Origin of the sequence: uncultured Halovibrio sp., assembly GCF_913056445.1 — a bacterium.
Lineage (GTDB): Bacteria > Pseudomonadota > Gammaproteobacteria > Pseudomonadales > Oleiphilaceae > Halospina > Halospina utahensis_B.
Window position 1 is genome coordinate 1 of sequence record NZ_CAJXMA010000076.1, and the last position, 12,913, is coordinate 12,913.

Consider the following 12,913-nt stretch of genomic DNA (forward strand, 5'->3'; position numbering starts at 1 on the left):
GTTACATGTGGTCCTTTGACGGCGAGAAGTTCTCGGAGGTCGATGGCCCCATTCCGTTTGGTTACGGCGAGCGCCTGCGCCTGATCCTGGTCAACGACACCATGATGGATCACCCCATTCATCTCCACGGCATGTGGATGGAACTGGAGACGGGGAACGACGGCTATCGGCCGCGCAAACACACCCTGCTGGTCAAGCCCGGAGAAATGATCTCGGCGCAGATCACGCCGGAGCATAAAGGCGACTGGGCCTTTCACTGCCACCTGCTCTACCACATGAAAGCGGGCATGTTCCGCGTGGTGTCCGTTCAATGAGTGTGCCGAACAGGAGGATTTCAATGGCGGTCAAACAGGTTCGTTACACGGCCCTGCTGCTCCTGGGTCTGATGGTGCCGGCCACCGGCGCTCTGGCGCAGGGTGTGGGGCCGCAGGCGGAGCCGGAGTGGTCACTGCCGGTGCACGATGATGTGACCCATGGCCAGCTTCTGATGGACCGTTTCGAATATCAGGACGGCGACGATGAGGATGTCTTTGCCTGGGAGGGCCAGGCCTGGTGGGGTGGAGATACGCACCGCCTGATTGTTGACTCCGAGGGCGAGGCCCTGGTCTCAGGTGGCGATGGCGGCGATGTGGAAAGCTTCGATGTGCAGTACGGCTACGGAGTCAGTGCCTACTGGCGTGCCAAGGCGGGCCTCGGGTATCAGACAACCTTCGGCCCCGGGCCGGACAGGGACCGGGCCTCGGCCGTTGTCGGCTTTGAAGGGCTGGCCCCCTACTGGTTCGAGGTGGACACTGGCCTGCGCGTCAGTGAGGATGGCGATGCAGTCGCCGAATTCGAGGGTGAGTACGACTGGCTGTTCACCCAGCGCCTGATCCTTCAGGGCCGGGCGGAGACCAGCTACGCGTTCAGCGAGGTGCGTGAGTTCGGCGTCGGTGAGGGCGTTAACGGGCTCACCCTGGGGCTGCGTCTGCGCTATGAGCTGGCGCGTGAGTTTGCGCCCTATGTCGGGGTGCGCTGGCAGGATCAGTACGGCGACACGGCTGAGCTGACCCGGACCGAAGGTGAGGATACAGAGAAAACATCCCTGGTTGCCGGTGTGCGCTGGTGGTTCTGAAGGAATGCCATGAGACTGCTGCTTGTTGAGGATGACAGCCTGCTTGCCGAAAGCCTGGAACGCCAGCTTTCGGCGGCAGGCTTCAGTGTGGACAGCATCGCCACGGCGTCGGGGGCGTCCCAGCTTGGCAGGCAGGAGGACTATCGTGTCGTGGTGCTGGACCTGGGACTGCCCGACGGCAATGGTCTGGATGTGCTCAGGAAGTGGCGCTCGCATGGGGTGACCATGCCCGTGCTGATCCTGACTGCCCGCGGTGACTGGCAGGATAAGGTGAGCGGTCTCAAGGCCGGTGCCGATGACTACCTGGCCAAACCCTTCCAGACGGAAGAGCTCCTGGCCCGTCTGGATGCCCTGATCCGCCGCAGCGAGGGACGGGTGGATTCGGTCATTGCCGCCGGCCGGTTCCGGCTGGATGAGAACCGTCAGGTCCTGGAGACACCGGATGGCGAGGAACACCCCCTGACGGGGACGGAATTCCGCCTGCTTCGCTGCCTGATGAGCCGGCCCGGCCAGCTTTTTTCCAAGGAAAAGCTCCTGGAGCAGGTCTATAATCTGGATGAAAGCCCGAGCCACAACGCGATTGAGGCCTATATCCGCCGACTGCGTAAGCTCGCGGGGCAGGAGGCCATTGTGACGCGCCGTGGCCAGGGGTATATGTTCAATGCCATGGATTGACCTCAACCGCTCCATCCGGCGGACCCTACTGATTGTACTGCTCCCCGCTGCCATTGCCCTGATGGGGGCCGCCTGGGTTATCCATGGCGCCCTGCTGGAGCGCATGGCGCACAGTTTTGTGGAAGATCGTCTCAGGGAAGAGGTCGGGTTTCTCAGGCACCGTCTCAATCAGGCCCATGGAAGCGTGGAAGCGCTGAATACCGGGGCGTATTTCGAGCAGGTGCTCCACCATGCGTTCGCAGTGCGCGTGGGTTCCCGGCAATACGTCAGCCCTTCTTCCTGGAGCTCATTACTGGTCCCCCTTCTGGAAGAGAGCCGGACTGGATTCATCCGGCGGACCGGGGCCGACGGAGAGATTTCTGATTACCTTGCCTACCGTGAAACCTTCGAGCGGCAGGGTCGGGAGGCAGTGATTGTTGTTGCCGAAGACCTGTCCCGGCTTGGGGCCAGTCAGCGCGAACTGCACATCTGGACGGCGGTGGTTTCCGCGGTGTTACTGGGCCTGCTCGTTCTGGTGATCTGGATTGCGATCCGGCTTTCCCTGGCTTCTGTGGCGAGGCTCCAGGCCGCGCTGAAAGAGTTGCAGCAGGGCGAACGGGAACGTCTCGATATTGAGACGCCCGCCGAGTTCCAGCCACTTGTGGGGCAGCTGAACCAGCTCCTCGACACCCTTGATCAGCGTCTGATCCGGTCGCGGGAGGCGCTGGCTAACCTGTCTCACAGTGTGAAGACACCCATTACGGCGGTCCGCCAGGTTCTTGAGGAGCGCGAGCAGCCCCTGGACTGGGATATGCGCCAGCAGCTGGCCCGGCGACTCTCTGATATTGACGGTCAGCTCGAGACCGAGATGCGCCGCAGCCGCTTTGCCGGCGCCCAGGCTGGCAAGGGCGCCGCGCCATTGAGCCAGGCGCGGGAACTGCTCTGGATGCTGGGGCGTCTCTATCCTGGGAAGGAGTTTGAGCTCGAAACCGCTATGGCGGACGAGCATCGCTGGCCGATTGAGGAATACGACCTCAACGAGATCCTCGGGAATATCCTGGATAACGCGGGGAAATGGGCCGCTTCAAGCGTGACTCTGTCGTTGCGTGAGGATGAAACGGGATTGGTCATTGAAGCCAGTGACGACGGCCCAGGGGTACCCCAGGAACAACTGGCGACACTTGGAGCACGTGGTCAGCGCCTGGATGAGCAGGCCGCGGGACATGGGCTGGGACTTGCCATTGTCAGGGATGTTGTCCGGCGGTACGACGGCCGGGTGGTGTTTGACCTCAGTGACTCTGGCGGCTTCCGTGCCCGGGTCGTCCTGCCCGAGAGAATTTCGCTGTAATAGCTTAACGTTTGAGGGCAATCAGTTTCAGATCAGTTTTCTGTGGTTTGATGGAAGTTGTCGGACCATGGGTTGGTCCTGGTTACGATCAATAAGAACCAGTAAAGGAGATGTAAGGGATGAAAAAGATAATCGCGTTGGCGCTTTTCACGGTATTGGCTGTGAATCCCGTGTTCGCCCAGCAAGGCAACAAGCATGGCCATGACGGCATGATGGGCAATGGTTCGGGCATGGGCATGATGCATGGCGAACAGATGCAGGAGCACATGCAGCGGATGCACGAAAAGATGAATCAGCTCAGGGGAACGACGGATGCCGAGGAACGTCGTGAACTCATGCGCGAACATATGAACAGCATGCAAAGCACCATGCAGATGATGCAGGGCGGTAAGGGGGCCGGTAATGGTCAGTCTGAAATGCCCATGGAGCAGCGCATGCAGCGCATGGAACAGCACATGCAGATGATGCAGGGCATGATGAAGCAGATGATGGAGCGTGAGTCGCTCGAAGAGTGAGAGGCACAGGGGGCTGTGATGATCGAGATTGTTCCCAACTGGCATCCCATCTGGGTGCATTTCCCGATTGCCCTGCTGAGCATGGCCACGGCTTTTTTCCTGCTTGGCCTCGTGCTTCAGGACAGGGCTGGGGAGAATGTGACGGCTGCGGCACGCTGGAACCTGGTCATTGGCAGCCTCCTTCTCCTGCCGACGCTGTTTACGGGTTACCTGGCCTATAACTCGGTGGCCCATGATGGCCCGGGTCACCAGGCCATGGAACGGCACATGACCGCCGCCTGGGTGACGGTCGCGGTGTTTGCAGTGGCGGCTGTGCTCGCCTGGCTTGAGCGCCATCGTGCTCGGGGTGCCGGCGTGCTGCTTGCCGTGGTCATGCTCGTGGGGACCGCTGCGGTTGGGGTCACGGGTTATCTCGGGGCGGAAAACGTGTATCGCCATGGTCTTGGCGTTGAGCGTCTGCCCAAGAGTGTTCAGGAGCCAGTAATTAAGCGTTCCGTGGAGTCCTCTGAAGGAGGAGCTGGGGAAGCCGGTGAGCCTGAACAGCAGGAGTCAGAGCAGGGCGGTGCTGAGAAGACGGCACCCGAAGGTCATGAGGGGCATGACCACGCGCATTAAGCGCGCGGCGTCTCTCTTTTGGCTGGAAACTCTCCAGTCGGGAAGATTATCCCGTTTTGCGGTCCTCCCGGGAAGGTTCCCGGGGAATCCGCACATGCACCCGCTGGTGCTCGTAGGGCCGGCGCAGGGCGATCAGCAGGGCCGGAATGAACGCCAGCAGCAGGAGTCCAAACGGCAGGCCACTGGCGATAGTGGCCGACTGCAGGGCATTCAGTCCGCCTGCCCGCAGAAGCACCGCCGTAACCAGCCCGATGGCCGTCATCCAGAACAGGCGCTGCTGCCAGCTGGGGTCGCGGCCGTTCGAGGTCAGCGTGGCCACCACCAGCGATCCGGAATCCGCTGAGGTCACAAAGAAAACCAGAACCACGAGGATCGCGATGCCGATGGTGGCGGTACTCAGCGGCAGAAACTCCAGGAAGTTGTACAGGCTGGAGTTGGGTGCCTCCATTACCGTCTGCACGAAATCTGCGTTCTGGAACAGTTCCAGGTGCAGGGCATTGGCGCCGAACACCGTCATCCAGAGGAAGTTGAAGAATGACGGAACCAGCAGTACACCCAGCAGATACTCCCTGATCGTCCGGCCCCGTGAGACACGCGCGATGAACATGCCCACGAAGGGCGACCAGGAGATCCACCAGCTCCAGTAGAACACCGTCCAGGAAGACTGCCAGTCCGTGCCCTGGTAGGTTTCATTCCAGGTCGACAGTGTCAGCAGATCGTTGAAGTAACCGCCAATGTGCTGCCCGAGCGCCTTGAGCACGAACACGGTCTCGCCGGCAACCAGCACAAACAGCATCAGGGCCCCGGCCAGCAGCAGGTTGATCTTGCTCAGCCGCCGCACGCCACTGCTGAGGCCGGTGAGTACCGAGACGAGCGCGACAGCACACACCACGCCAATGAGTAGCATCTGCAGCCAGAGCCCGGACTCATAGCCGGTGAGCTGGGCGATACCCGCGGCCGCCTGGCTGGTGCCGAGCCCCAGCGAGGTGCAGACGCCGAACACGGTACCGATCACTGCGGCGAAGTTGGCGAACCCCCCGATTCGCCGGGCGCGCTTGCGGCTGACCAGTTCCTTGAGTGGCGCTTCGAAGCACAATGGGTGATTGGCGTTGAAGTGGAAGTAACCCAGTGTCAGGCCGACCAGTGCATAGATGGCCCAGGGATGCAGCCCCCAGTGCAGGAAGGTGGTTTCCATGGCCAGTTGAGCGGTGTCCGCGTTGTTTCCAACAAAAGGGCCGAATGTATCGTAGTGCTGGAGTGGCTCCGAGACACTGTAGAACAGCAGCCCGATGCCCATGCCGGCGGCAAAGAGCATCCCGAACCAGTCCAGCCGGCTGAACTCCGGTCTGGCGTCTTTACCGCCCAGGCGGATGTGCGCCAGGGGGCTGAAGATCAGGTAGACCGCGAACAGCAGCGCGGCATTCATAATGAGGATCAGCAGCCAGCCCGTGTTATGGGAGAACCAGTCCTGGAGCCCCGAGAACACGCTCCGGGCCAGTTCCTGCTGCAGGGTCGCAAACGCCAGCAGCGCGATGATGGCCGTGGCGGACACAATGAAGAGGCGGAAGCGGCGGAGTCGGTTCAAGAGTCGGTCTCCGTTGAGGTCCAGTAACGCGGGCCGCGTATCCTAGCATCTACGTTGTGCTACGCGTGATCCGCCACTCTGGTTTGGATGCTCATAAGCAGCGTCGTGCCACAGCTGGTACACTGCCGTGATAGGAAGCACACCAGCATGGACAGGGGTGGTTCATGGAGCGGTTGATTCAGTCACTGCTGTCGTTCCTTTCGGGCAACGGCAGTAAGGGAAAAGCCCGGGGAGATACCAGTCGTCGGGAAGGTAATGATGAAATACAAGCCACTGAGGCGGATACCGCCGGGGAAGTGGCTCGGTTGCATGCGTGGCTGGTAGGGCGTTCCACAACCCCGGATTCCGGACCCACGGTTCCGGAACAGGCCATACTGTCGGAGCTGAGGCTCCGGGTCCGTGAGCGGAGGCTGTCGCGGATTCCCCGCCAGCCCCGGGTCCTGCCGAAACTGATTCGCGCACTTGGCGATGAACGCCAGACCCACCGGGATATTGCCACCATCATTGAGGATGAGCCGGCACTGACCGATGAACTGCTGCGTGTGGTGAACCTCACCGCCACCAACAGTGGCCAGCGTCCCATTGAATCGGTCGAACAGGCGGTTCTTCTTGTAGGGTTCGAGGGGGTGCGGCGGGCGATTTCAGAGGCGGTCATGCGCCCGGTCATGCAGGCAGCCTCCCGGGCCGAAGCCGGCTTTGCGCGTAATGTCTGGCAGTGGGGCCTGCTCTGCGCCAATGCCTGTGATCGCCTCGCGCATCAGGAGCCCGGCGGAGGGCCGGACCTGTTCATGCTGGGCCTTATACCGGGGCTTGCCTATCTGACGTTGTACCGGGAACTGGAGTCCATCGCGAGCGCTCAGTCCGGAGATCACTCTGTCAGCCCGGCGCTGCTCGTCAGTGTGCTGGAGGAGCAGCGGGGAGCCATGCTGGAGCGTCTGGTGTCGGCCTGGGAGTTGCCCGCCTCCTATCGCGACGAGCTCAGGGAGCTGCATGACTCGCCGCTGGGCCTGCAGGCCTCAACCCTGTCCCGGGGGATGGTTCTGGGCACCCATGAAACGCTCCGCCAGGCCGGGTGCGGGACACTGCTCCAGAAGGAGCTGGAGGCAGTGACCGGGCTGGATCAGCCCCGGCTGGAACATGTCCTGACCGATCTTCGGCGCGCCTAGCCTCGGGGGATCCAGCCCCAGAGGGTGCCGGGGGTCAGGAACCTGCACCGAGTAGATCCTGTTGCCCAGCTGAAAGCCTGAGCTTCCCCACCGACCATGGCTCCGGTACCATTCGCGCCCAGAACTAACCGCTTGGACCCTCCGCGCGATGAAACGCTCCGATTTCCACTTTGAACTGCCTGATGAACTCATTGCCCGCTACCCGCTTGCCGAGCGTGAGGCCAGCCGGCTGCTGCGTCTGGATGGAACGGATGGGACGGTCTCCCATCACGGCTTCCGGGAACTGCCGGATCTTCTGGAGCCCGGCGACCTGCTGGTGTTCAACGATACCCGCGTGATTCCGGCGCGGGTCTACGGGCAGAAGGCCTCTGGCGGAAAAGTGGAGATGCTGGTGGAACGGGTGCTGGATTCGGACCGGGCTCTGGTTCACCTGAAGGTATCGCGAACACCATCCTCCGGGGGGGAGATAACCCTGGATGGCGGGCACCGGGTCGTGGTGGACGAGCACACGCCGGAGGGGCTTTTCCGGGTGCATTTCCCGGATACGGATGTGATGACGGTGCTGGAAGCCGTAGGGCATATGCCGCTGCCGCCCTACATCGACCGGCCGGACGAGATGACGGATGAGGAGCGCTATCAGACCGTCTTCGGCGAAAAGCCCGGGGCCGTGGCGGCCCCCACAGCCGGCCTGCATTTCACCGATGCCATCATGGATGAGCTCGCGGCCAGGGGCATCGAACGCACCTTCGTGACGCTCCATGTGGGCGCGGGCACTTTCCAGCCGGTGCGCAGCGAGGACATCCGTGAGCACCACATGCACCAGGAGTGGCTGTCCGTGGGGCAGGAGGCTGTGGACGCGGTGACGCGCACCCGGCAACGGGGTGGGCGTGTGGTTGCCGTGGGCACCACGGCGGTCCGGGCCCTGGAGTCCGCCTCGGGGGAGGGCCATCTCGCCCCGTTCGCCGGCGAGACGCGGATCTTCATCTACCCGGGGTACCGTTTCCGCAGCGTCGACGCCATGGTCACCAACTTCCACCTGCCGGAGTCGACCCTGATCATGCTGGTCAGTGCCTTTGCCGGGCGTGACAACGTGCTGGATGCCTATCAGGCGGCGATTGACGAACGTTACCGCTTCTTCAGCTACGGCGATGCCATGCTGGTTTTCCCGCATTCCGAGGCGGTTGCACCGGAGGTTTCCGAATGAAGGGCAACTCTTTCATGGAGTTCGAACATCTGGCCAGTGACGGCACGGCGCGGCGCGGCAGGCTGACCTTTCCGCGTGGCACCGTTGAGACGCCCGCCTTCATGCCCGTGGGTACCTACGGCACGGTCAAGGGCATGCTGCCGCGGGACCTGGAGGCCACCGGTGCTGAGATCATTCTGGGCAACACCTTCCACCTTATGCTGCGCCCGGGGACCGAGGTGATCCAGGCGCATGGCGACCTGCATGATTTTGCCGGGTGGGAGCGCCCGATGCTCACGGACTCCGGCGGTTTCCAGGTATTCAGCCTCTCGGAGATGACCAAGACCACGGAAGCGGGCGTGACTTTCAAGTCGCCGATCAACGGCTCGCCGGTGGAGCTGACACCTGAGAAGTCGATGCAGGTGCAGCGGGCGCTGGGTTCGGATATCGTCATGATTTTCGACGAATGCACGCCTTACCCGGCGACGGAGGAAGAAGCCCGGCGCTCGATGAATCTGTCGCTCCGGTGGGCGGAGCGCAGCCGGGAGGCTCATGGTGACAGTCCTTCAGCGCTGTTCGGCATTGTACAGGGTGGGATGTATGAAAGTCTGCGCCGGGAGTCCCTGGAAGGACTGAAAAACATCGGGTTCGAGGGCTACGCCATAGGTGGGCTGTCCGTGGGTGAACCGCGCGGGGAGATGCACCGGATCCTGGAGGCACTGGAGCCGGCCATGCCCGCCGGGGCTCCGCGCTACCTGATGGGGGTTGGGCGCCCGGAAGACATCGTGGAGGCGGTCAGCCGTGGCGTGGATATGTTCGACTGCGTGATGCCCACGCGCAACGCACGCAACGGCCACCTGTTCACCCATGAGGGCGTGGTGCGCATCCGCAACGCCCGTCACCGGTATGATACCGGGCCGGTGGACCCGATGTGCGACTGCTACACATGCCGCCATTTCTCCCGGGGGTATCTGCATCATCTGGACCGCTGCGGGGAGATGCTGGGCGCCCAGCTCGCCTCCATCCACAACCTCCATTACTACCAGGCGCTTATGGCTGGATTGCGTGAGGCTATCCAAGCAGGTACATTGGCGACCTTCATTGACAGGTTCTATCAGTTACGCGGAGTAGCCCGATGATGTTCAGCGTTCGTTCGCTCATGGTTCTTCTGCTGGCCCTTATGCCGGCAGTCGCCGTCGCCGCGCCCCAGGGTGGGCCGGGTATGATTTCCCAGGTCGTCCTCTTCGGCGGCTTTATCCTGATCTTCTATTTCCTGATCTGGCGCCCCCAGTCCAAGCGTGCCAAGGAGCACAAGGCTCTGGTTGAAGGCCTCGACAAAGGTGATGAAGTGGTGACCGGTGGTGGTCTGGCAGGCCGGATCTCACGCCTGACCGACGACTACATGGTGGTGGAGATTGCCGACGGTGTTGAGGTGAAGGTCCAGCGCCAGTCTGTGACTCAGGCTCTGCCCAAGGGCACGCTCAAGGACATCTGATCTTCCGGTTCCGCACAAGGATCACCGATGCTTAACAAGTATCCTCTCTGGAAGAACCTGCTGGTATCGGCCGTGGTTCTTCTCGGTATCATTTACGCGCTTCCGAACCTGTTTCCGGACGATTACGCTGTCCAGATCAGTGGCTCAAGTGCCTCCGTCAGCGTTGACGAAACGCTGCTGGACAGGGCTCAGGAAGCCCTGGACGAGGCAGACATCGACTACCGGGATCCTTCGGTGGATGACGGCGCGGTCATGCTGCGTTTTGACTCCAGTGATGCGCAGCTGCGTGCCCGCTCCGAGCTCCAGGAGGCGCTCGGTTCCGAATACGTTGCTGCGCTGAGCCTGGCGGCAACCACGCCGGACTGGCTGCGATCCATCGGCGCGACGCCGATGAATCTGGGGCTGGATCTGCGCGGCGGTGTCCACTTCCTGATGCAGGTGGACATGGAGGCGGCAGTGGAACGTCGGCTGGATGTCTACGCCAGCGAGATCAAGCGCCAGCTGCGCGAGGAACGGATCCGCTACCGCGGTGGTGATGCCGAAGAGGGGCAGCTGGAATTTGTCTTCCCCAGCGAATCCGCGCGGGATGACGCCGCCTCGCTGGTGAGCTCGGAATACGATCAGTTCCGCAGCAATACCCGCTCCGACGGTGAGGATTATATCCTGGAGTTGACGCTCAACCAGCAGTCGGCATCGGAGATCCGGGACTACGCCCTCAACCAGAACCTGACCACGCTGCGCAACCGGGTGAACGAGCTGGGCGTGGCCGAGCCGCTGATCCAGCAGCAGGGCAGTGACCGGATCGTGGTGCAGCTTCCGGGTGTGCAGGACACTGCTGAAGCCAAGCGGGTTCTGGGCTCCACTGCCAATCTGGAATTCCGGCTTGAAGCACGCTCGGACGCCTCCTCCGCACGAACGGAAACCTTCCCGTTCCGCAACAATCCTAACCGCACGGCGGAGCTTGAGCGTGATGTCATCATCACCGGTGACAATGTGGCGGATGCTAACCAGTCGTTCGACGAGAACGGTCAGCCCCAGGTCAACATCACCCTGGACGGGCCCGGTGGCAGCATGATGCAGGATGTAACCCGGGATGCCGTGGGGCGCCAGCTGGGCGTGCTCTTCATTGAGCACAGCAGTGAGGAGGTTGAGCGTCAGGTGGATGGTAAGACGGTCACCGAGCGCGTACGTGAGACCGAGCGCAGCATCATCAGTCTGGCGACCATCCGCAGCACTCTGGGCAGCAACTTCCGGGTGACTGGCCTGGAGAATGTGGCGGAAGCCTCGGAGCTGGCGTTGCTGCTGCGCGCGGGTGCGCTGGCAGCGCCCATCTACTTCGTCGAAGAGCGCACCATCGGCCCGAGCCTGGGCCAGCAGAACATCGAGTCGGGCATCAACTCCGTGATCCTCGGTTTCGTCCTGGTCGCGCTGACGATGCTGGTGATCTACAAGGCCTTCGGGTTGCTTGCGAATGTCGCGCTGATGGTGAACCTGACGCTGCTCGTGGGCGCCATGTCAGTGCTCGGGGCAACGCTCACGCTGCCGGGTATCGCGGGCATTGTGCTGACGGTCGGCATGGCGGTGGACGCCAACGTGCTGATCTTCGAGCGCATCAAGGAGGAACTGCGGGAAGGGCTGCCAGTCCAGTCCGCCATCAACGCGGGCTTCAGCCGGGCTTTCGTGTCCATCTTTGATGCCAACGTCACCACCTTCCTGGTCGCCGGCATTCTGTTTGCCGTGGGGACCGGGCCGGTGAAAGGTTTTGCCGTTACCCTTCTGATCGGCATCCTGACATCCATGTTCACGGCCCTCATGGTCAGCCGCGCCATCGTCAATGCCACCATTGGCGGGCGTAGTGACCTCAAGGCACTGTCAATCTGAGGGTGATCGAATGAGTGAAAGCAGTAAACGTACTATCGACTTCATGGGCTTCCGGCGGGTCGCCGCCGCGCTCTCGATCATTCTCGTTCTGGGCTCGGCTGTCAGCCTCGGTATCAAGGGGCTGGAGCTGGGCCTGGACTTCACCGGGGGCAGCCTGGTTGAGCTAGAGTACGCCGAGGCGCCGGCTCTTCCGGAGGTGCGCGGCCAGTTGGAATCCGCGGGCTTTGAGAATGCCATGGTGCAGAACTTTGGCTCGGATACCGCGGTCCTCATCCGGCTTCCGGCCGAGTTCGACGACTCCGTGGGGGATCAGGTGGTGTCCGCGCTCAGCCAGGGTGCGGAGCTGACCCTGGAGCGCTCCGAATACGTTGGCGGCCAGGTGGGCGAAGAGCTGCGAGAGCAGGGCGGCATCGCGCTGCTTCTGGCGTTCTTCGTGGTGCTGATCTATGTCGCCATGCGCTTCCAGCTCAAGTTTGGTTTCGCTTCCGTGGTGCCGCTGGTCCACGACGTTCTGATTGTGCTCGGGATCTTTTCGGTCTTCCAGCTCACCTTTGATCTGACGGTGCTGGCGGCCCTTCTGGCGGTGATCGGTTACTCGCTCAACGACACCATCATCGTGTCCGACCGTATCCGGGAGAATTTCCGTCGCATCCTCAAGGGCGGCCCTGAAGAGATCATCAATACCTCTCTCAACCAGGTGCTGCTGAGGACCATTGTCACGTCCGCGACCACACTGGTGGTGCTCCTGTCACTGCTGGTCTTTGGCGGCGAAATGATCCGGAACTTCGCGCTGGCCCTGTTCATCGGTGTTCTGGTGGGTACCTATTCGTCCATCTATGTGGCGGCGAACATGCTGGTGGCCCTGAACGTGAACCGGGATGATCTCTACGTGCCGAAAAAGGAAGGTGCGGAGGGGAGCCAGCCGGAAGAGGAGGAACCGCCGGACTGGCTCAAGCGCATGGAGTGAATGCGGGCGCCTTTCAGGCGCCTGTCATGCGCTGCCGGTAGGGCTGGGCCTGCTGCAGGATTTCCCGGAACAGCAGGTTGTTGGCAATCACCAGCTCGCCGGCCTTGCGGCCGAGGGGGTTGCCACGGAGGTCACCGCCCACAGCTCCGGCTTCCTGGCTGATGAGGCTGGCCATCACCTGCTCGTGTCGCTGGTCGGTGGCCAGAACGGCCGCGTCCAGATAACCACCCGCAACCCTTGCCATGTCCAGAACACTGCAGCCGTTGTAGTGCAGGTCCGCGCCCTCGCGCACCAGCGATCCCGCCACGTCCAGCCAGACGCCACTGTCCTCGCCACTGCTGCGGCGGTTGAACAGGTTGCAGCTGATCAGGGTCTGTGCGAGTTGCTGGG

Annotated in this window: 13 protein-coding genes and 1 pseudogene; 12 read left to right on the forward strand and 2 right to left on the reverse strand. The window is 62.3% G+C overall.

The window, feature by feature from the left end; genetic code table 11:
- The 6 genes from QZ501_RS12395 to QZ501_RS12420 form a co-directional block, all read left to right on the forward strand.
- Positions 1 to 314, forward strand: a 314-nt coding sequence (locus tag QZ501_RS12395; RefSeq protein WP_295719870.1) for a multicopper oxidase domain-containing protein, incomplete at its 5' end; no start/stop codon positions are given.
- Between the two features lie 23 nt (positions 315 to 337).
- Positions 338 to 1,114 (forward strand): copper resistance protein B, encoded by a 777-nt coding sequence (locus QZ501_RS12400; RefSeq protein ID WP_295719873.1) that lies wholly within the window; start codon positions 338 to 340, stop codon positions 1,112 to 1,114.
- A 9-nt stretch (positions 1,115 to 1,123) separates the two neighbouring features.
- A complete protein-coding gene (locus tag QZ501_RS12405) occupies positions 1,124 to 1,789 on the forward strand; it encodes a response regulator transcription factor (protein ID WP_160899126.1) in 666 nt (221 codons plus the stop codon).
- Positions 1,776 to 3,116 (forward strand): sensor histidine kinase, encoded by a 1,341-nt coding sequence (locus QZ501_RS12410; RefSeq protein WP_295719876.1) that lies wholly within the window; start codon positions 1,776 to 1,778, stop codon positions 3,114 to 3,116. The genes QZ501_RS12405 and QZ501_RS12410 overlap by 14 nt, the downstream gene beginning before the upstream one ends.
- A gap of 119 nt (positions 3,117 to 3,235) precedes the next feature.
- Positions 3,236 to 3,631, forward strand: coding sequence for a hypothetical protein (locus QZ501_RS12415; RefSeq protein ID WP_160899128.1), 396 nt, complete (start codon positions 3,236 to 3,238; stop codon positions 3,629 to 3,631).
- An 18-nt stretch (positions 3,632 to 3,649) separates the two neighbouring features.
- On the forward strand, positions 3,650 to 4,246 hold the full coding sequence (locus QZ501_RS12420; RefSeq protein ID WP_295719880.1) for a DUF2231 domain-containing protein: 597 nt from the start codon (positions 3,650 to 3,652) through the stop codon (positions 4,244 to 4,246).
- Positions 4,247 to 4,292: 46 nt separating this feature from the next.
- On the opposite strand, the gene QZ501_RS12425 is transcribed toward QZ501_RS12420, so the two are convergent.
- Positions 4,293 to 5,831 carry a BCCT family transporter gene (locus QZ501_RS12425; protein ID WP_295719882.1) on the reverse strand — a complete coding sequence of 513 codons (1,539 nt, stop codon included), beginning with the start codon at positions 5,829 to 5,831 and terminating at the stop codon, positions 4,293 to 4,295.
- 164 nt (positions 5,832 to 5,995) lie between these two features.
- On the opposite strand from QZ501_RS12425, the gene QZ501_RS12430 reads away from it, so the two are divergent.
- The 6 genes from QZ501_RS12430 to secF all read left to right on the forward strand — a co-directional run bounded on the left by QZ501_RS12430 (position 5,996) and on the right by secF (position 12,523).
- A complete protein-coding gene (locus QZ501_RS12430) occupies positions 5,996 to 6,997 on the forward strand; it encodes an HDOD domain-containing protein (protein WP_295719884.1) in 1,002 nt (333 codons plus the stop codon).
- Between the two features lie 148 nt (positions 6,998 to 7,145).
- Positions 7,146 to 8,201 (forward strand): tRNA preQ1(34) S-adenosylmethionine ribosyltransferase-isomerase QueA, encoded by a 1,056-nt coding sequence (queA, locus tag QZ501_RS12435; RefSeq protein ID WP_295719886.1) that lies wholly within the window; start codon positions 7,146 to 7,148, stop codon positions 8,199 to 8,201.
- A gap of 14 nt (positions 8,202 to 8,215) precedes the next feature.
- The gene (gene tgt, locus QZ501_RS12440; protein WP_295719891.1) at positions 8,216 to 9,319 is read left to right on the forward strand and encodes a tRNA guanosine(34) transglycosylase Tgt; all 1,104 of its coding nucleotides are present in this window, start codon (positions 8,216 to 8,218) and stop codon (positions 9,317 to 9,319) included.
- Positions 9,320 to 9,360: 41 nt separating this feature from the next.
- Complete coding sequence (gene yajC, locus QZ501_RS12445) at positions 9,361 to 9,675, forward strand: preprotein translocase subunit YajC (RefSeq protein ID WP_202405707.1); 315 nt, start codon at positions 9,361 to 9,363, stop codon at positions 9,673 to 9,675.
- Between the two features lie 27 nt (positions 9,676 to 9,702).
- Positions 9,703 to 11,556, forward strand: a complete 1,854-nt coding sequence (gene secD / locus QZ501_RS12450; RefSeq protein ID WP_160899133.1) for a protein translocase subunit SecD — start codon at positions 9,703 to 9,705, stop codon at positions 11,554 to 11,556.
- Positions 11,557 to 11,566: 10 nt separating this feature from the next.
- Positions 11,567 to 12,523: a protein translocase subunit SecF gene (secF, locus tag QZ501_RS12455; protein WP_295719889.1), complete on the forward strand. Its 957-nt coding sequence runs from the start codon at positions 11,567 to 11,569 to the stop codon at positions 12,521 to 12,523.
- 13 nt (positions 12,524 to 12,536) lie between these two features.
- Here secF and QZ501_RS12460 read toward each other — a convergent pair.
- A pseudogene (locus QZ501_RS12460) lies at positions 12,537 to 12,913 on the reverse strand (hypothetical protein); the annotation flags it as partial.

Coding starts and splice junctions, on each gene's coding strand:
- queA (WP_295719886.1), top strand. CDS start 7,146: ATGAAACGCTCCGATTTCCACTTTGAACTGCCTGATGAACTCATTGCC.
- secD (WP_160899133.1), top strand. CDS start 9,703: ATGCTTAACAAGTATCCTCTCTGGAAGAACCTGCTGGTATCGGCCGTG.
- secF (WP_295719889.1), top strand. CDS start 11,567: ATGAGTGAAAGCAGTAAACGTACTATCGACTTCATGGGCTTCCGGCGG.
- QZ501_RS12430 (WP_295719884.1), top strand. CDS start 5,996: ATGGAGCGGTTGATTCAGTCACTGCTGTCGTTCCTTTCGGGCAACGGC.
- QZ501_RS12415 (WP_160899128.1), top strand. CDS start 3,236: ATGAAAAAGATAATCGCGTTGGCGCTTTTCACGGTATTGGCTGTGAAT.
- QZ501_RS12410 (WP_295719876.1), top strand. CDS start 1,776: ATGCCATGGATTGACCTCAACCGCTCCATCCGGCGGACCCTACTGATT.
- QZ501_RS12405 (WP_160899126.1), top strand. CDS start 1,124: ATGAGACTGCTGCTTGTTGAGGATGACAGCCTGCTTGCCGAAAGCCTG.
- tgt (WP_295719891.1), top strand. CDS start 8,216: ATGGAGTTCGAACATCTGGCCAGTGACGGCACGGCGCGGCGCGGCAGG.
- QZ501_RS12400 (WP_295719873.1), top strand. CDS start 338: ATGGCGGTCAAACAGGTTCGTTACACGGCCCTGCTGCTCCTGGGTCTG.
- QZ501_RS12420 (WP_295719880.1), top strand. CDS start 3,650: ATGATCGAGATTGTTCCCAACTGGCATCCCATCTGGGTGCATTTCCCG.
- yajC (WP_202405707.1), top strand. CDS start 9,361: ATGCCGGCAGTCGCCGTCGCCGCGCCCCAGGGTGGGCCGGGTATGATT.